We start from the raw sequence: 18,316 nt of genomic DNA, 5'->3' as shown, positions 1-18,316 counted from the left end.
CTCCCCACGCTTCTCTGACAGCGCAATGAGGAGAGGGATTCAGCAAGCAAAACGCCGCGGAGATATTTCCGCGGCGTTCGTCTTTAACCTACTCTGCTGCCTGGCGAGCCATCGGGTTGTTCGGATGGGTCGTCCAGTTCGCATAGTTCGGATCGACGATCTTGCCAGTGCGTTTGTCGAGATCGCCGACTGGCAACTGTTCCATGGTGATGCAGTTCTCGACCGGACAGACGTTGACGCAGAGATTGCAGCCGACGCATTCCTCTTCCATCACCTCGAAGTGCCTGACGCCATTGACGAACTGGGTGATCGCCTGATGTGAGGTGTCCTCGCAGGCGATGTGACAGCGGCCGCACTTGATGCAAGCGTCTTGGTCGATCTTCGCCTTGGCGATGTAGTTGAGGTTGAGATACTGCCAGTCGGAGACGTTGGGAACGGCGCGACCGGTGATATCGTCGAGGTTCCGGTGGCCCTTGGCGTCCATCCAGTCGGAGAGGCCTGTGATCATCTCCTGCACGATCTTGAAGCCGTAGGTCATCGCCGCCGTGCAGACTTGCACGTTGCCAGCGCCAAGCACGAGGAACTCCGCTGCGTCGCGCCATGTGGTGACGCCGCCGATGCCCGAGATCGGCAAGCCGTAGGTCTCCGGATCGCGAGCGATCTCGGCGACCATGTTGAGCGCGATCGGCTTCACCGCCGGGCCGCAATAGCCGCCGTGGCTGCCGCGTCCGTCAATGGACGGCTCCGGAGAGAAGGTGTCGAGGTTGACCGCGGTGATCGAGTTGATCGTGTTGATCAGCGATACCGCATCGGTGCCGCCGGCCTTGGCAGCCCGCGCAGGCTTGCGGATATCGGTGATGTTGGGCGTCAGCTTGGTGATGACGGGCATACGCGTGTATTGCTTGCACCAGCGCACCACCATTTCGATATATTCCGGCACCTGTCCGACCGCGGAGCCCATGCCGCGTTCCGACATGCCGTGCGGACAGCCGAAGTTGAGCTCGATGCCGTCAGCGCCGGTTTCCTCGACCAGCGGCAGAATCGCCTTCCAGGCATTTTCCTCGCAGGGAACCATGATCGAAGCGATCAGTGCGCGGTCCGGCCAGTTCATCTTCACCTGCTTCATTTCGCGCAGGTTGGTGTAGAGGTCGCGATCGGTGATGAGCTCGATGTTGTTCAAGCCCAGCAGCCGGCGGTCGGCGCCCCAGATCGCGCCGTAGCGCGGGCCGTTGACGTTGACAACAGGCGGGCCTTCCTCGCCGAGGGTCTTCCAGACGACGCCGCCCCAGCCGGCCTTGAAGGCGCGCTCGACATTGTAAGCCTTGTCGGTCGGCGGTGCGGAGGCCAGCCAGAACGGGTTGGGCGACTTGATGCCGACGAAATTATTGCGGAGATCAGCCATTGTTCATTCTCCCCTTCAAGCGACGGCAACGGCCGGCTGCGCGCCGGCAGCAAGCACGCGGTTGATGGATTCAGCGGCATCGCGGCCTTGCGCGACGGCCGAGACGGTCAGGTCGTCACCGCCGAAGACGCAATCGCCGCCTGCCCACACGCCATCCAGTGAGGTCTTGCCTTCCGCATCGATGGCGATGCGCCCGGACTCCATGCGCAGCGCGCCGAGGCCGGAAGCGTCGAAGGTCTGGCCGATCGCCTTGAAGATCTGATCAGCGGCAATGACGCCGGTCTCGCCCGTTGTCGACAAGCGGCCATCGATCAGCTTGGTGTATTCCACCTCGATTGCGGCAACCTTGCCATCCTGTGCGAGAATGGATTTTGGCGCCAGCCAGTGGCGGATGATGACGCCCTTGGAGGTAGCGAGATCCTGTTCGAATTCCGAGGCGTTCATGTGCTCCTTGCCGCGGCGATAACAGATCGTCACTTCCTCGGCGCCAAGGAGCTTTGCCTGCACGGCGGCATCGATTGCCGTCATGCCGCCGCCGAGAACGACGACGCGGCGGCCGATCGCAACGTCACCCTTGTCTGCGGCTTGGCGCAGGCCGGCGATGAAATCGACGGCGTCATCGACGCCTGGCAGGTTTTCACCATCGACACGCAACGCATTGACGCCGGCAAGGCCGATGCCGAGGAAAACGGCGTCATACTGCGATTGCAGATCGGCGAGCGAGAAATCGCGGCCGAGCTGCTGGTCGTGGCGGACGTCGATGCCGCCGATCGCCAGAACGTAGTCCACTTCCTGTTGCGCGAAGTCGTCGACCGTCTTGTAGGTGGCGATGCCATATTCGTTGAGGCCGCCGGATTTCGGCCGGGCGTCGTAGATCACGACATCATGGCCCTTCACGGCAAGGCGATGGGCAGCAGCAAGGCCGGCCGGGCCCGCGCCGATGACGGCAATCTTCTTTCCGCTCGAGGTAGCACGGCTGTAAAATTGCTTGTCCGCCTGCATGGCCGTGTCGGTGGCAAAGCGCTGCAGGCGGCCGATTTCGACGGGACGCTCTTCCGCTGTGTTGCGCACGCAGGCCTGCTCGCACAACTCTTCGGTGGGACAGACGCGAGCGCACATGCCGCCCAGAATGTTCTGGTCGAAGATCGTCTTGGCTGATCCGAGCGGGTTGCCGGTGGCGATCTGCCGGATGAAGAGCGGAATGTCGATGGAGGTGGGACAGGCCGTCATGCACGGCGCGTCGTAGCAGAAATAACAGCGGTCGGCGGCGACCAGCGCCTCGTGCTTGTCGAGGCGCGGATGAAGATCGGAGAAGTTCGACTCGTACTCGGCGGGCGAAAGCCGGCCTGCACGAATCCCAGTTCCCAGTCGTTCCATTGAAGTTCCCTCATTATTGGTAAACGGCCAGTGAGGGAAAGCGTAACTCAGGTTCAAAAATTTATCAAACGGTAAAATTTTTGCTTCGCGTACTTGTTATCGTATTGTTTTTATATGGCTATTTTCCCCGCTTCGGAGTGCCGTCCGTCCTCGATCGTGTCCTGCAAATAAAAAAATGAAAAAATCGACTTTTTCTCGTCCGTTCGGGGAACCATTCGGATACTTGCCCGTTACTGCGGTATCCGAACGATGACCGCATCGACCCAACATGCGCGCCCCCAACCCATCGTTCGGACGTACTCACGGTCCCCTCCCGGTGAGTGAAAGAACAGCCGGTGCGCCGCCCTCGCACTGGCTGTTCTTCGTTTAGTGCATGGCTGCCTGCCGAGGAGGACGCCGGAGAATCTCGAACTCGGCGTCGGGAATGACCAGATGATATTCGATCCGGCCTGGTACCAGCGTGAGTTCGGCCTTGCCGTTTACGGAGGAGGGGACGACCCGCTCGAGCACCGTCTTACCGAAGCTGTTTTCGCTGAATTCATGAATCTCTGTCGGATCGCACAGCGTCTCCGCCCATGAAACCTCGATTGCCTTTCGCCCGGCGGAGGCGACTTCCTGGCAGCTCAAGGTGACAGCAGGTTTGCTGCCGGCGATCGCTCCATAGGAGGCCGAATTGACGATCAATTCGTGCAGTGCCAGGCCGACATGCACGGCGGCATTGGGTGTCAGGTGGACGTTTATCCCGGAGATCGGCAGCGGCCCTGCGGTCTCAGGCCAATAGGGGGCGAACTGCTTTTCAGCGAGTTCGAACAGGAAGGCGCCGCGCCAACTGGAGTCGGTAATCAAGTCCTGCGAATTCGACAGTGATTGCAATCGCCCGCGGAATTTCGCCAGGAAGCTATCCAGCGATATGGTGTTGCGGGCCGTTTGTGTGGCGATGCCCTGAATAATGGCCAGGAGGTTCTTCGAGCGGTGCGATAGCTCGCGAAGAAGGGACTTCAGCACTTTTTCGCGATGCCGCGCCTCCGTCACCTCGGATATGACGGTAAGGATGCCCATGGCGTGATCCGTGCCAACGCGCTGAATCTTCAGTTCGTACGTGCGCATTTCCCCGTCGATCGAAATGTCGACCTCGGTTGTCGTCTGCTTCCCGGTTTCGAATACCTGCTGCTTGAGCTTCTCCAGATTGCGCCCATGTGTCTCGCCGAAGAGATCGGCGTCAGTTCCGCCCGGTATTGCAAGCGGCTGAAAATAAGGAGGAAGGTTATCGGCATAGGTGATCGACAGGCCAGGATCTTGGTAGATCACTGAAATCCCGGCACTTGCGAGCGAGCGTTGCAGTAGAAGCACTCTGCCTTCCAGCGCGAAGGGCATGCCGGGCACCGGTTCATTCCTGTTCACCTAGTCGCCTTTCCCATTTTTGATCCTTCCTCACGGCGGAGGAGGGTGCCCATTGATCGGGAAACTTATCCTAGAAGAAAGCGCTAAAAAAAAACCTTAAGGCCGGAAAAGCGTTCCAGATTCTCCGAAAACGCGTTTCCGTTCTCTTTGTTCCTCGAGTCGCCATTTCCTCAGGCGGCGGCCTTGGTGGATTGGTTGAAGAAAAGTGCCTGACTGATCAATGCTTTGACCATGTCCGGATTGAACGGCTTTGTGACCAGGAACGTCGGCTCCGGCCGTTCGCCCGTCAGCAGTCGCTCCGGAAAGGCGGTGATAAAGATCACTGGCACGCTCGCGGTCTTGAGAATGTCGTTGACCGCATCGATGCCGGAGCTGCCGTCGGCAAGCTGGATATCTGCCAGAACCATGCCCGGCCGTGTTCTGTTATAAAGCGCAACCGCTTCGGCATGAGTGCGGGCGATGCCGGTAACACGGTGGCCGAGGCTTTCCACCATTTGTTCGATGTCCATCGCGATCAGCGGCTCGTCCTCGATGATCATGACATCAGTGGCAACCTGTCGAGAGATCTCGCGCGATGCGTTGTCGAGCAGGCTGACGACTTCGTCTTCTTCCACGCCCAGAATCTCCGCAATTTCTCCAACCCGAAAGTTCTCGACGGAGGCGAGGATAAAGGCCTGGCGGGCGAGCGGCGAAACCTTGGCGAGGTTCAGCGTTGCGCGCTGCTCCCACGCGTAAGGCGAGGCAGGTTCAGGAATCTGGACCGTTACGGAACCAAACAGCGAGGTGAAAAGTTTGTACAGTGCAACGCGGTCATCCGCGGTATCCGGGAAAATGGATATATCGGTAATGATCGCCTCAAGTACGGCGGCTACATACGCGTCGCCCGACGTCTGCGTTCCAGTAAGCGCGCGGGAATAACGACGCAGATAAGGAAGGTGCGGCGCAATTCGAGTCGAAAGTGTCATTTATAGCTCCCAACAGGCCGGTAAGGGGCCTCAATGGCGATTAAAACGCGACGGACTGTAAAAATGTTCCTGAGATATAGGAACTTTTTTTTCTCAGCAGCATTATCGTGCCTACAAACAGAGGGCTCATCGCATTTGTTTCATGACACGCGACGGGATGTTCGCCAATCAGCCGGCCCAAGCGGCTGATTTAGTTAAGACGAACTTAATCATGGCGGCGTGGCAAAACGGGCGGATAACAAGTAAAGTGACGATTGATGACGACACGGAAGAATGAAAAAGATCGGCAGCGGCTGGAAATGCGCGCAAGCGATATCCTCGACCCGAACAGCCAGATCGGGGTGAAGTTGCGATCGCTTTATGCTGCCGTGCAGGACGAGGCAATTCCGGAGCGCTTTCTCGATTTGCTCGAGAAGCTTGACCAGGCTGAGCTGGTCGCTTCGGCCAAGGTCGCGAAGTAAGGTGGCTCCATGGAAAAGCAGCAACCAAGCTTCAAGCGCGAGCTCCTTGCGTCGCTCCCGAGTCTTCGAGCCTTTGCCATTTCGCTGATTGGACGTCACGATAGGGCGGATGATCTGGTTCAGGACACCATCATGAAGGCCTGGGCAAAGCAGGACCATTTCGAGATGGGCACCAACATGAAGGCCTGGCTCTTCACGATCCTGCGCAATGAGCTTTACAGCCAGATGCGCAAGAGCGGACGCGAGATTCAGGATAGCGATGGTTTGTTCACTGAGTCGATGGCGATGCACCCGGCGCAGTACGGGGCGCTCGATCTTCAGGATTTTAAGAAAGCGCTCGATCAGTTGCCCCCGGATCAGCGTGAAGCGATCATTCTGGTCGGTGCGTCGGGGTTCTCCTACGAAGAAGCCGCGGAAATCTGCGGATGTGCCGTCGGCACGATCAAGAGCCGCGTAAACCGCGCTCGCCAGCGCCTGCAGGAGCTCCTTCAGATTTCGGGCGAGGCGGATTTCGGACCTGACGCGACATCGTCGCCGCTTACGTCCAAAGCTTTTGCCTTCTGACACTTGACCAGATACCGAGAAAGAGGCCGGCTGCCTCGAGGCGCCGGCCTTTCTGGTGTAGCGCAGTAGCAGAAGCGTTATCTAAGTGTCAGTCGTCTCGCTTGGAGCCCATGAGATTAGCCATGACGATCGCTGCGAGAACCCCGGCCGTCAATAGGGGCTGAGCCCGGACGAGGCCAATGCCCACTGCGGCAAGCGATTCCAACGCCTGCTTGCGTTCCTTGGCGCGACGCGCCTCCTGCGCATTGATCACCATCATCATGATGAGAACGACGACGGCGATCAGCAGCGCAGCGGCAGCCAGGAATAGCGCCGCGCCTATGGGCCCATAAATGCCTGAGAGCCATATCGCGCCAGCGACCACCGCGAGCGTATAGGCGGTCAACAAGAGTACGACGGCAATCGCAATGAAAATACCGTTGCGCTTCGTCCGCGCAACGGTTCGGTGAACACTCGTGCCTACCAGCAGGCTGAGAAGCGGGAAGAGCATCTCGCCTCCTTAACGGCGAGCGAGGAGGGCGAGGACGAGCCCGAAGGCTGCCGCCGCGCCGATGGTGGCTACGGGGTGCCGGCGTACCGTGTTGCGCACTTCCTGCGCGCCGCGAAGGTAGCCCTCCTGCAATTCGTGGATCAGGTCTTCGCTGCGTGACAGTAGATCGTCGTAGCTGGTTGCTGCCTGATAGCGAAGTCGATCACCAGACTTCCGCGACTGCTTTCCAGCGATCTTCGTCAGGGCCGCGATGTCATCGCGAAGAGCCTCGATCTGCTCTTCGATGGTGGATTCAATGTTGTGAAGCGCGCCGCCATTGCGCCGGCTGCGAATGGGGTGGAGGAGCGAAGAGGCCACGATTTTCTCCATCTGTAAGGCGCGCTTTGACGCGACCTGGTTCAACACAGGGCCGTCGCCGAAGTTTGCATGAAGATTGTCCCCCGGCAATGACCTACATGATCAGTTGCTTAACGCGGTCGACCTTCAAAAGTTCCGCTACGCTGGATTGTATCAGGCCTGAACTGCACTATGAGCAAGCACGAAGGGTGTGCCGTCTGCTGGAACCTGATTGATCCGCAGGGCACAGCCAAAGACGGAGCCCATGGTCTCATCTGTCAGTACGTCGCGAACGCTGCCGCTCGCAGCCACTTGCCCGGATTTCATGAGGATGATCTGGTCGGCGAAGAGCGCGGTCAGGTTGAGATCGTGCATGACGGCGATGACACCGCCACCGGCTTCGCAGAATTTGCGCGCAAGCGTCATGATGGTCAGCTGATGGCTGATGTCGAGGCTCGACACCGGCTCGTCGAGCAGGAGCCAGCACGGCTTTTCGTCGACGACGGGTTCAGTGATCTGGCAGAGAACGCGGGCGAGCTGCACGCGCTGCTGCTCACCGCCGGAAAGCTCCTGATAAAAACGTCCTTCGAAGCCCCCGAGATCGACAGCGGCCAGTGCGTTCGCCGCAGCCTGCTCGGCTTTCTCAGGGTTGCGATTGACACCGGTGGTCAAGCCCATCCGCACCACTTCGCGTACCGTGAACGGGAAGGAGATCGAGTTTGCCTGCGGCAGCACGCCACGCATCGTCGCCAACTGCCATGGCTGCAGCGCGCTCACATCCTGCCCGTTGAGGCGAATGGAGCCCGCATAGGGGAGTTCGCCAGAGACGGCCTTCATCGTCGTCGTCTTGCCTGACCCGTTCGGACCGGCGATCGCCGTCAACTGGCCAGCCTGCGCGTTGAAGCCGAGCTCGCTAACAATGGTCTTGCCGGAAAGGCGTACGGAAGCGCCGGATACTTCGATCATTGCTTGATACTCAAAGGGCAAGGCGTGCGCGATGCCGCAACAGAATCCAAAGGAAGAACGGGCCGCCGATAGCGGCCGTAATAATGCCGATCGGCAGTTCGGCCGGCGCGACGATCGTCCTGGCAAGGACATCGGCGAAAATCAGCAGCGAGCCGCCGAGAAGCGCGGAGGCGGGCAGCAGGAAGCGATGATCGGGGCCGATCGACATGCGCAGCACGTGGGGAACCACGATGCCGACGAAACCGATGCCGCCGCTGACGGCGACCGAAGCACCCGTCGCTGCGGCGACGCTGAGGATGGCAATATTCTTCAACCGCTGTACGGGGATGCCCATATGGAACGCTGTCGCTTCACCGAGCGTCATGGCATTGAGGCCGCGGGTCATGAACGGCATGGCGGCAAAAGAGAGAAGAATGATCGGGGCGGCGGTGGCAATCTTTGCCCATGTCGCTCCGGCAAGCGATCCCATGCCCCAGAAAGTGAGGTCGCGCAGCTGCTGATCGTTAGCCATGTAGATCAGCAGCCCGGTGAGCGCGCCGGCAAGCGAGCCGAGCGCGATGCCGGCAAGCAGCATCGTGGCAACCGAGGTCTGGCCGTTGCCGGTCGCAATCCGGTAGAGTAGCCACGTGCTGGCAAGGCCGCCGCAGAAGGCTGCGAGCGGCAGCGCATAGATGCCAAGCAGAGCGTAGAGCGGCGCGGCAAAGGTGCCGGCGAGCACGATGATCACCACTGCGCCGAGGCCCGCACCCGAGGAGACGCCGACAAGGCCCGGATCCGCGAGCGGATTGCGGAACAGGCCCTGCATGACGGCTCCCGAGACGGCAAGCGAACCGCCAACCAGGAAGCCCAGGATCGCGCGAGGCATGCGGATATCGACGATGATGATCCGGTCGCGCGCATTCAGCGCCTCATCCGACCCCGCCATGTTGGCAATCACGTCGAGGAACGAAGCGTTAGAAGCGCCCGTTGTCACCGAAAACAACAGGGACAGGACGGAGCCGACCGCAAGCAGAACGATCGCCAGCAGAGCGAGGCGGCTCCGGTCACCGGCCCTGTGAAGCTCCCGGAGACCTGTCAGCGAAAACATGGCGCGCTTCTGTCCCATGGCGTCCTGCAGGGCCATCATCAGCTTCCGTAGATCGCCGCGTTCAATTCACGGACGGCGCTCGCGGTGCGGGGGCCGAAACCGAGCAGGTGCAGGCCGTCCATGCGGATGATCGCCTTGTTCTGTGCCGCGGGTGTCAAGGCCAGTGCGGGCTGTTTGAGAAGATCTTCATTCTTCGTGGCCGAGCCGTCGCCGCGGTTCATCATCAAGATCACGTCGGGCTTGGCTTCCACGATCGCTTCGTCGGTCAGCGGCTTGTAGCCGGGGAAGTTGCCCACTGCATTGACGGAGCCCGACAGCTTGATGATGCCGTCGGCCGCCGTGCCGGTTCCGGAGGCCATGATCTTGCCGCTCTGCATGCTGAGAATGAAGAGTACGCGCTTGCGCTTGCCTTCGGGGCGCTTCTCAGCGTCGGCGATCGCCGCGTCGAGGTCCGCGCCGACCTTTTCTTCCAATGCCTTTGCCTTGTCGGGCTGACCGAGGAGATCGCCGACCCGGTCGATCTTCGCGAGGATGCCTTCGCGCGTATACGCGTTAGGCACGGTCTCGAAAGGGACGCTCGCGCTCTTCAGCACGTTCAGCGCTTCCGGCGGTCCGGATCCCTCGATGGCGATGATCGCCGTCGGGTTCATCGCAAGGATACCTTCCGGCGACAGGGCGCGCATGTAGCCGACATCGGGCAGCTTCATTGCCGCTTCGGGATACATGCTTGTCGTGTCGCGCGCGATCAGCCGGTCCTGCTCACCGAGCGCATAGATGATCTCAGTCACGTCGCCGCCGACGGCTACGAGGCGCGTCGTATCCAGTTTCTCGGCCGCCAGGGCATCTGAGACAGGAGCCAGCGACAGCGCAATAGCCGCCGCCGAAAACGCCAGTGCCCAAAGCCAGTTGTGGCGCGGTTCCTTACGCATCGTCATCCCTTTCTCAAGCTGCGACGCTCGTTCCTGCGCGCGGCAGGTTTTCCATGATCGAGCGCCAGTCGTCGCGCTCATCGGTGCCTTCCTTGCGCTTGCCGAAGAACTGGATGATCATTTCTCCCTCGACACTATAGGCCTCGAGCGACGTCACATGGCCGTCCTTTGTCGGCTTGCGTACGGCCCAGGTCTCGGCAATGTGATCCTGCCGAAGGTGCAGGTGGAAGGTCGGGTCGAGAACGTTGATCCAGGGACCCATCGGCTGCACGTTGAAGATCGGGCCGGAATGGATCTGCACGATGCCGTTGTTGGCGACGAAGCACATGATCGGCAGGCCTGCCTTGACCGAAGCATGCATCATCTCTGCCGTCGCCGTGTTGTCGAGCTGCCAGGCATAGTCGTCGCCAACGGTACGCACGGCGGCCTGGCGGCCGATCTTCAGCTTGCGCAGCATGCCGAAGAACTCATGCGTGTCGGTGAGCTTGCTCCAGTGCTGGCGCAGCTCGTCGCGCGAGACCTCACCGCTCTCGTCCGTCGACGACGGCGCCAGACCGGCGACGAATTCCTGCGACTGATCCTCAAGCTTCAGATCCCGGACGATGGCGTGATAGGCCTCGACATTGGAGTTCGGGCGAAGATGTACCTTGTGAACTGCGTTCCCGGCTTTGTCGAAGTACTGCAGGCTGAGACGCTCCTGGTCGCCATCCTTCTTGGAAACGGCAAAGCCGTGCGCCCAGCGATTGGGGAAAATGCGCAGGTCGATGTTTTCCCCAAGCACGATCGAAGCGTGCGGTCCGGCGGTGATGTTCTCGTAGACGCCGATCTTCTCGTGAACGGCACTTTCGTTGCGGGAAAGGGCCATGACTTCGCCGAGTTCAGCGACCCGCTCCAGAAGCTTCAAGGCGCTGCCGTCGATGCGGGTTGCGCTGATGCCAACCTCGGCCACGACGAGTGCAGCTTCCGAAATCTGAAGCTGAGCAGCGATATCGCGCTCACGCATCTTCGGATTTTCTGCGCGAAATGCGCGAATGTCGGCGGGAGCCGGTTTCGTGGTTTCAGTCATGTCCTAGCCCTACTTATTGAGAATGAGTTTGCCCTGACGGGTGATTTTCATGCGGTAGACCACGCCGTCGTGACGGATCATGATCTCGCTCGCTCCGCGAAAAATGTCTGCACTTTCCAGAACGCGCATTTCTGCCGTTGGTTCGCGCTGCAGCGACGCGTGACTAAAGCTACCTGGCTTCTCAACCATCATTTCGGTCGGTTATTTCGCTCGATCCGCGGCGCCCAGCGCCGGGGAAATCCATAATTATCTTGACTTTCATAGTCATCATTTTTTAATGACGCAATAGCGGAGTTTATAAGTCAAGTTTTAGTGTCTACTGATGGAAGGACTGGCAGTGAGCAAGGTTGCAGCGCTTTTGACAAGCGGTCTGATCGCGGTTGCGAGTGCATCGCAGGTTTTTGCTCAGGATGCTGCAGCGGCCTCGCCGGCCAAGGGCCTTGAGGTCGAGCTGAACGGCCTCGTGCCGTCGCAGAAGGGCTGCATGATGACCTTCGTTGCGCTCAACAATCTCGCGGCGCCGATCAACAAGATCTCTTTCGAGCTTGCTTTCTTCAACGACAGGAATGCGGTCGACCGGGTCACCGTGTTGGACTTCCGCGATCTGCCGCAAGGTAAGAAGCGCGTGCGCCAGTTCGATATGCCGAACGTCAAGTGCGAGAGCGTGACGCGCCTGTTGATCAACGATGCGCCGGTCTGCGATGGGCCGGCTGCGGGCGAGTGCATGAAGGGTCTTGTCACCCGTTCACAGGTTTCCGTTCCCTTCGAGGGTTGAGTGGTTCGCCGGCATGACAGCCGGCGGTTTTCTGTTTCAACTGGCCGAGGCAGGCGCAAATGGCAGTTTCAGCAAAATCCAAATCGAGAGTCATTCTCGTTGAGGAACCGGTCGCTGAGGGCGGAATGAACGACAACAATCCCGGCATGCATCCCGGGCATGAATTGTCTGATCTTCGCAATGTGCCACGTCAGCCAGCCGCAGAAGTCTCCATTCACTACGCCCGCCTGGCATTGATTGAATCCTTCCCGCAGGATCCGCAGAGTGCGAGCAACACCGTCGTTGCCGCGCCATCGATGGATGCGACCGTCGAAAAGGAAGAGAGCGCAAAACCACGTCAGCGCGATGTGGTGATGGCTTGTCTCAGCTCTTTCGCTTGCCATGCGGCTGTCATTGCAATCCTGACCGTCGGGTTCGTGGTCACACCACACGATCCAGCCGAAGAGGCTGGCGAGGTGGTGAGCGTCATCATCCTTGGCGATTGGGAGGCGGATCAGGCGGCAGCGGGCGAGAAAGCTGAGGAGCCTCAGCCCGAGCAGATCGTGGCCGAGACCGTGCAGACCCAAACTATACGGCCGACGGCAGTAACGCCGACGGAACCGGTGACTGTTGCGCCCACGCAAGAGGTGACGCGCGTTTCCCCGGAGAATGTGGTCGCTGTGGAGCCCGAGGTTCTGACCTCTCTGTCGCCTGCAGAGACGTCCGTCGTGCAGCCGATGGCGACGGAAGTGCCGGCCGAGGTTCTTGCGGAGACGCCTCCCGTCGCCCAGGCGGCGCCGGAAGAGGTGAAGCCGGTCCAGCCGATGGAAACGGCGACGCTCGCTCCCGAACCGGATAAGCCCACACCTGACCCTAAGCCGAAGGCTGAAAAGCCAGCTACAAAACCCGTCGAGAAGAAGGAGCAGCCGAAGAAGGCCAAACCATCTGCGGGGTCCGGCGGCGAAAACAAGCAGGATTCCAAGAAGGGATCGGCCGAGGGGACCGAGACAGCAACATCGAGCCAAAATTCGCGTGGCTCGGGTAGCAGCGGCGGTGCCGGGAGCGCAGCCGTTGCCAACTATCCCGGCAAGGTGCAGGCACGGATCCGTCGCTCTGTCAGGGTGCCGTCGGAGTACAAGCGTATGAGCGCGTCCATGAGTGTTCGCGTTCGCCTCACAATTGGAGCCAGCGGCGATCTGAACGGTCTTTCGATCGCGCGCAGTTCAGGTATTCCCGAGCTGGATCAGGCTGTTGTCGACGGTATTCGCCGAGCGGCGCCGTTCCCTTCGCTCCCCACCGAGTGGGGTAAGCCGGTCTGGTCTTTCAGTCAGGATGTTCAGGTGACGGGTCGCTGATAAAATATGACTTATACAATCAACTTTATACTTTACTCTAAAAATCAAGTTTAATAAGGTCCCCCGGCACACGCAGGAATCGTGTGACGATCAACGAGCGAACGGGTGGGCAATGGCTCGAAAGACGAAGAAGGGTTCCAACCGCGAGATCCGCGTCCTCGCTGGTATCGAGACGGTTCAGGAAGCGTCCGGGCGGTCCAAACTTGATGGACGCAGTTTCCTGTATGTCGGCGGACGGGATTGCCAGGTGGCGCATCTTCGCCAGATCGCAAGCAACTTTGGGGCAGAGCTGATCCACCACGACGGCGGCTTGCGCGAGGCGGTCTCCCGCATCGATACCGTGCTTCCCTCGGTCGACTGCGTTTTCTGCCCGATCGACTGTATCAGCCACGATGCCTGCCTGCGCGTGAAGACCGGCTGCAAGAAATTCGGCAAGGCCTTCATCCCGCTTAGAAACGGCAGCAAGTCCAGTTTGGAACGCGCGCTACAGACAATGAACGAACGAGACAATTCCCGATGAACGAAGAACGCCCCGACGGGGTCATGATGATCGGCCTGCACAAGCTTGCCGCTCAAAGAGGTGACGGCCTTGTGCCGGAGCTTTACGATCTGCTGCTGCGGAATGCCGAGCGGCGTAGAGACTATCCCAACGTGTCGGAGTTTCCTCTGTGGGAGACACGGATGCCCGGGCAGCAGCCCGAAAGGCCGCTTGGTTTGGAGGCGGCAAACGGCAATAATGTTGTGGCCTTCGCGCCGGCGCGCGACAGTGTGAAAAACAAAGCGTAGGGATCATTCCATGTATATTGCGATGAACCGCTTCAAGGTTGCGATCGGATCCGAGGCGGACTTCGAGGAAGTCTGGCGCAATCGCGATTCCAGCCTCTCGCAGGTTCCCGGCTTCGTCGAGTTCCGCCTGCTGCGGGGCAAGACGAATACGGAGGAGGAATACACGCTGTTTTCCTCGCATACGCTCTGGCAGAGCGAGGAAGACTTCGTGAACTGGACGAAGTCCGAAAACTTCCGCGCCGCGCACCGCAGTGCCGGTGAACGCAAGGCCATGTACAAGGGGCCGCCGGTTTTCGAAGGTTTCAACGTGGTGCACGGCATCTGAACGGCCGAGGTCGATCCCGATCGAGTTGAAATCCTGCCCGTTCTGCCATCGCTTGATCTCGATGAGACACTGGCCTTTTATCGCGACGAGCTTGGCTTCAACCGGATCATCCACCCGTCTCCAGCCTATCTGATCCTGCGCAGGAACGAAATGGAGTTGCATTTCTGGCTGGCGCGCGACCGAGCGCTATGCGAGGCGACGCCCGTCTACCTGCGTGGCGGTCGGATAGCCGCGCTCCATGCGCAATATCAAGGGAAGCGCGTGGCGCATCTGGCCCGCTTGAGGGACGGCCGTGGGGCATGGAAGAATCCTATATCCATGATCGGCACGGCAACCTGTTGCGGTTTGGGCGCATACCCGTCAGTTGATCGATCAGCCCCGGCGAAAGAAGGCGCCCACCGCGATCGCCAGCCAGCCGAACATCATGGCAAATCCGCCCGTGGGCGCCGCCATCGGAAACAAGCCGGAACCCGCATAGCGCAAAGCGACGAGATCGCCGGCAAACAGAAGCGTGCCAGCGCCTATAAGTATGCCGGCAAGCCAGGCGGTCCTTAGTTTCTCGGTGCCGATGGCAAGAGCCAGCAGGGCAGGTGCGTGCGCCAGGCACATTGCCGAAGCCGAAGCAACGAGATGCGCATCGCCGCCGCCATGCGCCGCGGCTGCGGACAGCGCCACGCCAGCAAAACCGAACAGGCCGGCGAACAGATAGAATAGCGGCGCGATACGCGTGTTCAGCGTCATGGTTGTTCCTATTCCTTGTTCTGCATGTGATATGCGAGCCGTTCGATGGGCGGCAGGATGATCTCGCGCAGCTTCGGATTGGCAATGGTTTCTTCAAGCGCGCGACGAAAGCAGTGCAGCCACTCATCGCGTTCCACGGGGCCGATCTCGGCAACGAAATGGCGGCTTCTGAGGCGCGGATGGCCGCGTTTGTCCGTGTAGAGCGGCGGGCCGCCGAGATATCCCGTCAGGTATTCGTAGAATTTCACTTCGCTGCCTTCCAGCGTCGGCGGATGGACGGCGCGAACGTGCCTTGCCTCCGGCAGCGTCTCCATCAGCTCATAGAAGCGGTGCGTCAGCGCACGCACGGCCGCGTCGCCGCCAATTGCCTCGTAAAGCGTAATGACTTTTTCCGTCACGGTTCCATTCCTCGAAATCGAACTCTTAATGCACTGCGAGGAAGAGGACTGCAACCGCTCGGATCAGGACGCGGCAATTCGTCCGTCGTCGGCTTGGTGATGACAAATTTCTTGACAAAACCGTCTGGACGGTATCTTTTGTCGATATGTCACTTGCTCATCATCGCCGCAAACAGCCTCTCGTCGTGCGCCAGCAGCTGCTGGACGTGGCCGCTCGGCTGACAATGGAGCAAGGTATGGGTGCCGTGACACTGGATGCAGTGTCCGGCGCATCAGGCGTCAGCAAGGGCGGGCTCTTGCACCATTTCCCGACGAAGAACGCGCTGCTTGATGCCCTCTTCGAGAGTCTTCTGGATCGGTTCGATGCTGATATCGATGAGCGCATGCGCGAGGATCCGGTGCCGCATGGCCGTTTCAGCCGCGCCTATCTTCATGCTGTTGCGGATCTTAGAGACAGTCCCGATGAGTCCGCGCACTGGGCGCAAGTAACGGTTGCGCTGCTCGCCGAGCCGCGGCTTCGGCGCCGCTGGCGCGCATGGGTGCAGGATCGGACGGAGGAATACGTCGGCACGGATTCGTCCATCGACGCGCAGATCGTTCGGTTCGCTGCCGATGGGCTCTGGCTCGCCGACATGCTCGGCAGTCATGATAACGGCGGGGACCGCCAGGCGCTGATCGCCCGTCTTGTCGAATGGACGAACAAGTAGAGTAGGACCCCGCCATGGCTCCAGCTGTTGTTTATGCGCTGCTCGTTGCTGCGATCGCGCTCGAGGTGATCGGCACGACGGCGCTGCAGCTGTCGCAGCAGTTCACCCGCGTCGGACCGACCGTTGTTCTGGTTGTCTGCTACGTGGCGGCATTCTATTGCCTGTCGATGACATTGAAGATCATTCCCGTTGGCATCGCCTATGCGATCTGGAGCGCGCTCGGCATCGTGCTGATTTCCGCCGTCGGCCTCATCTATTTCAAGCAGCGGCTTGATGCGCCGGCGATCATCGGGCTCGGGCTGATCATTGCCGGCGTGCTGGTGGTCAACCTTTTCTCGAAATCCATCTCCCATTGATTTCGCCCACATCCGGGCTTATCTGGCTAACCACCTTCGCCCGCCCCGGACGTCGTCGCGACATTTGACCGCCGCCGCGCGGGCTTGTGAAAAATGCTGTCATATCCATATCTTCTTGAACTTTTCACCGCTTATTCTACGCATTGGACACCCCATGACTGACGGTACCGCTGACGCAGGTCTTTCCGAAAATCCATCCGCAACCGCGGGCCAATCCTTCAACACCGCCGGCATCGCGCCGATGGATCGACCGAGCGCGATCACGCGCTTTTTCATGGGTATCGTCGCATGGGCGGAAAAGCTGAACTTCAGATACGCCAAGCTCGGCAATCCGCCTGTCTACGATGCCGCCACATTTCCCTGGGCCGCCGAAGTGGAGAAGGCGTGGCCGCAGATCCGGTCAGAGCTGGACCGTGTGCTCGTGCGGCAGAGCGAACTGCCGACATTCCAGGACATCTCGACTGACGTGAAGACGATTTCCAGCGATAGCGGCTGGAAGACCTTCTTCCTTGTCGGCTTCGGCGTGAAGTCGGAACAGAACATCAAGGCGTGCCCGCAAACCTGGGAAGCGGTGCAGAAGATTCCAGGATTGAAAACCGCCATGTTTTCGATCTTCGAGCCCGGCAAACATCTGCCGGCTCATCGCGGACCTTATAACGGCGTGCTTCGCCTGCATCTCGGCATGATCGTGCCGGAGCCTGCGGACAAGCTGGCCATCCGGGTCAAGGACCAGATCTGCCACTGGCAGGAGGGTAAGGCTCTGATTTTCGACGATGCTTACGAGCACGAAGCCTGGAACCACACCGAAAAGACGCGTGTCGTGCTGTTTGTTGACTTCGTGAAGCCGTTGAAGTTCCCGGCCCGCGTCGTCAATTGGGCGCTCATGAACCTTGCCGTGTTTACACCCTTCATTCGTGAGGGGCTGGATAACCACAAGGAATGGGAAAAGAAGTTCTATGCGGAAGCGGAAGCGTTCAGAAACAGGCCGCAGAATTGAGCGTGACCGCAGAACCAATAGATAGCCCCCACGCGCCAGTTGTTTGAGGATTGGTCGAGAACCTGCACGCGCGGTGCGTCGGGGGTAACGATGATGTGGTGGTCATCGATCACAGCGTAGGCCATTTCGGATTGTCGCGGGGACCGGGGTGACGACGACATCGGCCGGAATGGATTGCCGACGACGATCGGCTGCTGGATCACAACGGGCGCGGTCGGCGCAGCTGCACTGGAGATAGGTGGCGACTTGCGCCGGCGCCCACCACACCGTCAACTGCAGCCCCAACGGGACCCGCCAGCGGTCGACGGCGCTCAGTTGCTATTGGCTGCCATCACCTTGCGTTTCGCTTTGGTGGCCAGATACATGACATAGTTTTCCGCAGCATCCGCGAGATGAAGAGCAATTTCCTCTTCCCGCCATCCCGCCGCTACCGCGCGACGGACAACTTCGGTGATTGCCGTTTTGCAGACGGTTTCGCATTCCCGCGAGCGTCCCATATCTTCGGCGCTGTAATTCGGAGAATTGATGTTCGTCATGGCAGCAAGGTGCCACAATCCGACGCGTTTTCAACAGGATGCTAATAGAGTGGTTAGCCGGTATGGTTAAGCGCATGGCGCAGCCAAGTCCGTATATCCCAATTAAAGCGGCAGTTTAGCGTCTGATTTTTGTATCGTCGCAAAATCGGAGTCCGGCGGCAACCGGCTCAACGAAGATATCTTCGGCAGGTAGCACCAACTAAAACGGACCATCAGCAAGCGGTTCAAGCGCTTGCTGATGGTCCGATTCTACATGGGGCTGCCCGCGATTGTGGGGCTTGATGCCTCACGTCGTTCAGCTTGCCTTTGGCGGCGCG

Annotated in this window: 24 protein-coding genes and 1 pseudogene; 11 read left to right on the top strand and 14 right to left on the bottom strand. The window is 59.8% G+C overall.

The genetic code is table 11. The features are described from left to right. Positions 1-88 precede the first annotated feature (88 nt). The 4 genes from preA to PMI09_RS06795 form a co-directional block, all read right to left on the bottom strand. Complete coding sequence (preA, locus tag PMI09_RS06810) at positions 89-1,402, bottom strand: NAD-dependent dihydropyrimidine dehydrogenase subunit PreA (protein ID WP_007790225.1); 1,314 nt, start codon at positions 1,400-1,402, stop codon at positions 89-91. A gap of 15 nt (positions 1,403-1,417) precedes the next feature. Continuing rightward, on the bottom strand, positions 1,418-2,779 hold the full coding sequence (locus PMI09_RS06805) for an NAD(P)-dependent oxidoreductase (RefSeq protein ID WP_007790223.1): 1,362 nt from the start codon (positions 2,777-2,779) through the stop codon (positions 1,418-1,420). A 366-nt stretch (positions 2,780-3,145) separates the two neighbouring features. Then, positions 3,146-4,153, bottom strand: coding sequence for a sensor histidine kinase (locus PMI09_RS06800; RefSeq protein WP_081499027.1), 1,008 nt, complete (start codon positions 4,151-4,153; stop codon positions 3,146-3,148). Between the two features lie 197 nt (positions 4,154-4,350). Continuing rightward, entirely contained in the window at positions 4,351-5,145 is a 795-nt protein-coding gene (locus tag PMI09_RS06795; protein WP_007790220.1) for a response regulator, read from the bottom strand. A 299-nt stretch (positions 5,146-5,444) separates the two neighbouring features. Between PMI09_RS06795 and PMI09_RS06790 the strand changes: the two genes are divergently transcribed. Further along, complete coding sequence (locus tag PMI09_RS06790) at positions 5,445-5,606, top strand: NepR family anti-sigma factor (protein WP_274533075.1); 162 nt, start codon at positions 5,445-5,447, stop codon at positions 5,604-5,606. A 9-nt stretch (positions 5,607-5,615) separates the two neighbouring features. Then, on the top strand, positions 5,616-6,170 hold the full coding sequence (locus tag PMI09_RS06785) for an RNA polymerase sigma factor (RefSeq protein WP_007533712.1): 555 nt from the start codon (positions 5,616-5,618) through the stop codon (positions 6,168-6,170). 88 nt (positions 6,171-6,258) lie between these two features. Here PMI09_RS06785 and PMI09_RS06780 read toward each other — a convergent pair whose 3' ends face one another. The 7 genes from PMI09_RS06780 to hemP all read right to left on the bottom strand — a co-directional run bounded on the left by PMI09_RS06780 (position 6,259) and on the right by hemP (position 11,236). After that, positions 6,259-6,660, bottom strand: a complete 402-nt coding sequence (locus PMI09_RS06780; RefSeq protein ID WP_007790214.1) for a hypothetical protein — start codon at positions 6,658-6,660, stop codon at positions 6,259-6,261. 9 nt (positions 6,661-6,669) lie between these two features. Next, positions 6,670-7,029: a DUF883 family protein gene (locus PMI09_RS06775; RefSeq protein ID WP_183722415.1), complete on the bottom strand. Its 360-nt coding sequence runs from the start codon at positions 7,027-7,029 to the stop codon at positions 6,670-6,672. A 141-nt stretch (positions 7,030-7,170) separates the two neighbouring features. Next, positions 7,171-7,962, bottom strand: coding sequence for a heme ABC transporter ATP-binding protein (locus PMI09_RS06770; protein ID WP_007790210.1), 792 nt, complete (start codon positions 7,960-7,962; stop codon positions 7,171-7,173). 10 nt (positions 7,963-7,972) lie between these two features. Further along, the gene (locus PMI09_RS06765) at positions 7,973-9,085 is read right to left on the bottom strand and encodes a FecCD family ABC transporter permease (protein ID WP_037082128.1); all 1,113 of its coding nucleotides are present in this window, start codon (positions 9,083-9,085) and stop codon (positions 7,973-7,975) included. 2 nt (positions 9,086-9,087) lie between these two features. Next, positions 9,088-9,984, bottom strand: coding sequence for a heme/hemin ABC transporter substrate-binding protein (locus tag PMI09_RS06760; protein WP_007790203.1), 897 nt, complete (start codon positions 9,982-9,984; stop codon positions 9,088-9,090). A 7-nt stretch (positions 9,985-9,991) separates the two neighbouring features. Then, positions 9,992-11,044 carry a hemin-degrading factor gene (locus tag PMI09_RS06755; RefSeq protein ID WP_007790202.1) on the bottom strand — a complete coding sequence of 351 codons (1,053 nt, stop codon included), beginning with the start codon at positions 11,042-11,044 and terminating at the stop codon, positions 9,992-9,994. A 9-nt stretch (positions 11,045-11,053) separates the two neighbouring features. Beyond that, positions 11,054-11,236, bottom strand: a complete 183-nt coding sequence (hemP, locus tag PMI09_RS06750) for a hemin uptake protein HemP (RefSeq protein ID WP_037082125.1) — start codon at positions 11,234-11,236, stop codon at positions 11,054-11,056. Positions 11,237-11,375: 139 nt separating this feature from the next. On the opposite strand from hemP, the gene PMI09_RS06745 reads away from it, so the two are divergent. From PMI09_RS06745 to PMI09_RS32055, 6 genes and pseudogenes are all read left to right on the top strand, one after another. Then, positions 11,376-11,819, top strand: a complete 444-nt coding sequence (locus PMI09_RS06745) for a hypothetical protein (protein WP_443216173.1) — start codon at positions 11,376-11,378, stop codon at positions 11,817-11,819. 59 nt (positions 11,820-11,878) lie between these two features. Beyond that, a complete protein-coding gene (locus tag PMI09_RS06740) occupies positions 11,879-13,153 on the top strand; it encodes an energy transducer TonB family protein (RefSeq protein ID WP_007790200.1) in 1,275 nt (424 codons plus the stop codon). A gap of 112 nt (positions 13,154-13,265) precedes the next feature. Continuing rightward, complete coding sequence (locus tag PMI09_RS06735) at positions 13,266-13,673, top strand: DUF2325 domain-containing protein (RefSeq protein WP_007790196.1); 408 nt, start codon at positions 13,266-13,268, stop codon at positions 13,671-13,673. Continuing rightward, positions 13,670-13,939: a hypothetical protein gene (locus tag PMI09_RS06730; protein ID WP_007790195.1), complete on the top strand. Its 270-nt coding sequence runs from the start codon at positions 13,670-13,672 to the stop codon at positions 13,937-13,939. Before PMI09_RS06735 ends, PMI09_RS06730 begins: the two co-directional genes overlap by 4 nt. Positions 13,940-13,949: 10 nt before the next feature. After that, positions 13,950-14,264 carry an antibiotic biosynthesis monooxygenase family protein gene (locus tag PMI09_RS06725; protein WP_007790189.1) on the top strand — a complete coding sequence of 105 codons (315 nt, stop codon included), beginning with the start codon at positions 13,950-13,952 and terminating at the stop codon, positions 14,262-14,264. 30 nt (positions 14,265-14,294) lie between these two features. Next, positions 14,295-14,632, top strand: a pseudogene (locus tag PMI09_RS32055) (glyoxalase superfamily protein). A 4-nt stretch (positions 14,633-14,636) separates the two neighbouring features. Here PMI09_RS32055 and PMI09_RS06720 read toward each other — a convergent pair. Beyond that, positions 14,637-15,005: a DUF423 domain-containing protein gene (locus PMI09_RS06720; protein ID WP_007790187.1), complete on the bottom strand. Its 369-nt coding sequence runs from the start codon at positions 15,003-15,005 to the stop codon at positions 14,637-14,639. A gap of 8 nt (positions 15,006-15,013) precedes the next feature. After that, entirely contained in the window at positions 15,014-15,403 is a 390-nt protein-coding gene (locus PMI09_RS06715; RefSeq protein ID WP_007790185.1) for a group II truncated hemoglobin, read from the bottom strand. Between the two features lie 146 nt (positions 15,404-15,549). Here PMI09_RS06715 and PMI09_RS06710 point away from each other — a divergent pair, with 146 nt between their 5' ends. The 3 genes from PMI09_RS06710 (at position 15,550) to PMI09_RS06700 (ending at position 17,463) form a co-directional block, all read left to right on the top strand. Next, on the top strand, positions 15,550-16,110 hold the full coding sequence (locus PMI09_RS06710) for a TetR/AcrR family transcriptional regulator (RefSeq protein ID WP_037082118.1): 561 nt from the start codon (positions 15,550-15,552) through the stop codon (positions 16,108-16,110). 14 nt (positions 16,111-16,124) lie between these two features. After that, positions 16,125-16,466 carry an SMR family transporter gene (locus PMI09_RS06705; protein WP_007790183.1) on the top strand — a complete coding sequence of 114 codons (342 nt, stop codon included), beginning with the start codon at positions 16,125-16,127 and terminating at the stop codon, positions 16,464-16,466. A 154-nt stretch (positions 16,467-16,620) separates the two neighbouring features. Next, complete coding sequence (locus PMI09_RS06700) at positions 16,621-17,463, top strand: aspartyl/asparaginyl beta-hydroxylase domain-containing protein (RefSeq protein WP_007790182.1); 843 nt, start codon at positions 16,621-16,623, stop codon at positions 17,461-17,463. Between the two features lie 311 nt (positions 17,464-17,774). Here the strand turns inward: PMI09_RS06700 and PMI09_RS06695 are convergent, their stop codons facing one another. Next, positions 17,775-17,999: a hypothetical protein gene (locus PMI09_RS06695; RefSeq protein WP_007790177.1), complete on the bottom strand. Its 225-nt coding sequence runs from the start codon at positions 17,997-17,999 to the stop codon at positions 17,775-17,777. Positions 18,000-18,316 lie beyond the last annotated feature (317 nt).

The sequence above is a fragment of the Rhizobium sp. CF122 genome (assembly GCF_000282035.1).
In the GTDB taxonomy this organism is placed as follows: domain Bacteria; phylum Pseudomonadota; class Alphaproteobacteria; order Rhizobiales; family Rhizobiaceae; genus Rhizobium.
This window is presented reverse-complemented; position numbering and strand designations above follow the sequence as displayed.

Excerpts from the sequence above, each read along its gene's own strand:
- preA (WP_007790225.1), bottom strand. The coding sequence starts at position 1,402 with ATGGCTGATCTCCGCAATAATTTCGTCGGCATCAAGTCGCCCAACCCG.
- PMI09_RS06805 (WP_007790223.1), bottom strand. The coding sequence starts at position 2,779 with ATGGAACGACTGGGAACTGGGATTCGTGCAGGCCGGCTTTCGCCCGCC.
- PMI09_RS06800 (WP_081499027.1), bottom strand. The coding sequence starts at position 4,153 with ATGCCCTTCGCGCTGGAAGGCAGAGTGCTTCTACTGCAACGCTCGCTC.
- PMI09_RS06795 (WP_007790220.1), bottom strand. The coding sequence starts at position 5,145 with ATGACACTTTCGACTCGAATTGCGCCGCACCTTCCTTATCTGCGTCGT.
- PMI09_RS06790 (WP_274533075.1), top strand. The coding sequence starts at position 5,445 with ATGCGCGCAAGCGATATCCTCGACCCGAACAGCCAGATCGGGGTGAAG.
- PMI09_RS06785 (WP_007533712.1), top strand. The coding sequence starts at position 5,616 with ATGGAAAAGCAGCAACCAAGCTTCAAGCGCGAGCTCCTTGCGTCGCTC.
- PMI09_RS06780 (WP_007790214.1), bottom strand. The coding sequence starts at position 6,660 with ATGCTCTTCCCGCTTCTCAGCCTGCTGGTAGGCACGAGTGTTCACCGA.
- PMI09_RS06775 (WP_183722415.1), bottom strand. The coding sequence starts at position 7,029 with ATGGAGAAAATCGTGGCCTCTTCGCTCCTCCACCCCATTCGCAGCCGG.
- PMI09_RS06770 (WP_007790210.1), bottom strand. The coding sequence starts at position 7,962 with ATGATCGAAGTATCCGGCGCTTCCGTACGCCTTTCCGGCAAGACCATT.
- PMI09_RS06765 (WP_037082128.1), bottom strand. The coding sequence starts at position 9,085 with ATGGCCCTGCAGGACGCCATGGGACAGAAGCGCGCCATGTTTTCGCTG.
- PMI09_RS06760 (WP_007790203.1), bottom strand. The coding sequence starts at position 9,984 with ATGACGATGCGTAAGGAACCGCGCCACAACTGGCTTTGGGCACTGGCG.
- PMI09_RS06755 (WP_007790202.1), bottom strand. The coding sequence starts at position 11,044 with ATGACTGAAACCACGAAACCGGCTCCCGCCGACATTCGCGCATTTCGC.
- hemP (WP_037082125.1), bottom strand. The coding sequence starts at position 11,236 with ATGATGGTTGAGAAGCCAGGTAGCTTTAGTCACGCGTCGCTGCAGCGC.
- PMI09_RS06740 (WP_007790200.1), top strand. The coding sequence starts at position 11,879 with ATGGCAGTTTCAGCAAAATCCAAATCGAGAGTCATTCTCGTTGAGGAA.
- PMI09_RS06735 (WP_007790196.1), top strand. The coding sequence starts at position 13,266 with ATGGCTCGAAAGACGAAGAAGGGTTCCAACCGCGAGATCCGCGTCCTC.
- PMI09_RS06730 (WP_007790195.1), top strand. The coding sequence starts at position 13,670 with ATGAACGAAGAACGCCCCGACGGGGTCATGATGATCGGCCTGCACAAG.
- PMI09_RS06725 (WP_007790189.1), top strand. The coding sequence starts at position 13,950 with ATGTATATTGCGATGAACCGCTTCAAGGTTGCGATCGGATCCGAGGCG.
- PMI09_RS06720 (WP_007790187.1), bottom strand. The coding sequence starts at position 15,005 with ATGACGCTGAACACGCGTATCGCGCCGCTATTCTATCTGTTCGCCGGC.
- PMI09_RS06710 (WP_037082118.1), top strand. The coding sequence starts at position 15,550 with ATGTCACTTGCTCATCATCGCCGCAAACAGCCTCTCGTCGTGCGCCAG.
- PMI09_RS06705 (WP_007790183.1), top strand. The coding sequence starts at position 16,125 with ATGGCTCCAGCTGTTGTTTATGCGCTGCTCGTTGCTGCGATCGCGCTC.
- PMI09_RS06700 (WP_007790182.1), top strand. The coding sequence starts at position 16,621 with ATGACTGACGGTACCGCTGACGCAGGTCTTTCCGAAAATCCATCCGCA.
- PMI09_RS06695 (WP_007790177.1), bottom strand. The coding sequence starts at position 17,999 with ATGACGAACATCAATTCTCCGAATTACAGCGCCGAAGATATGGGACGC.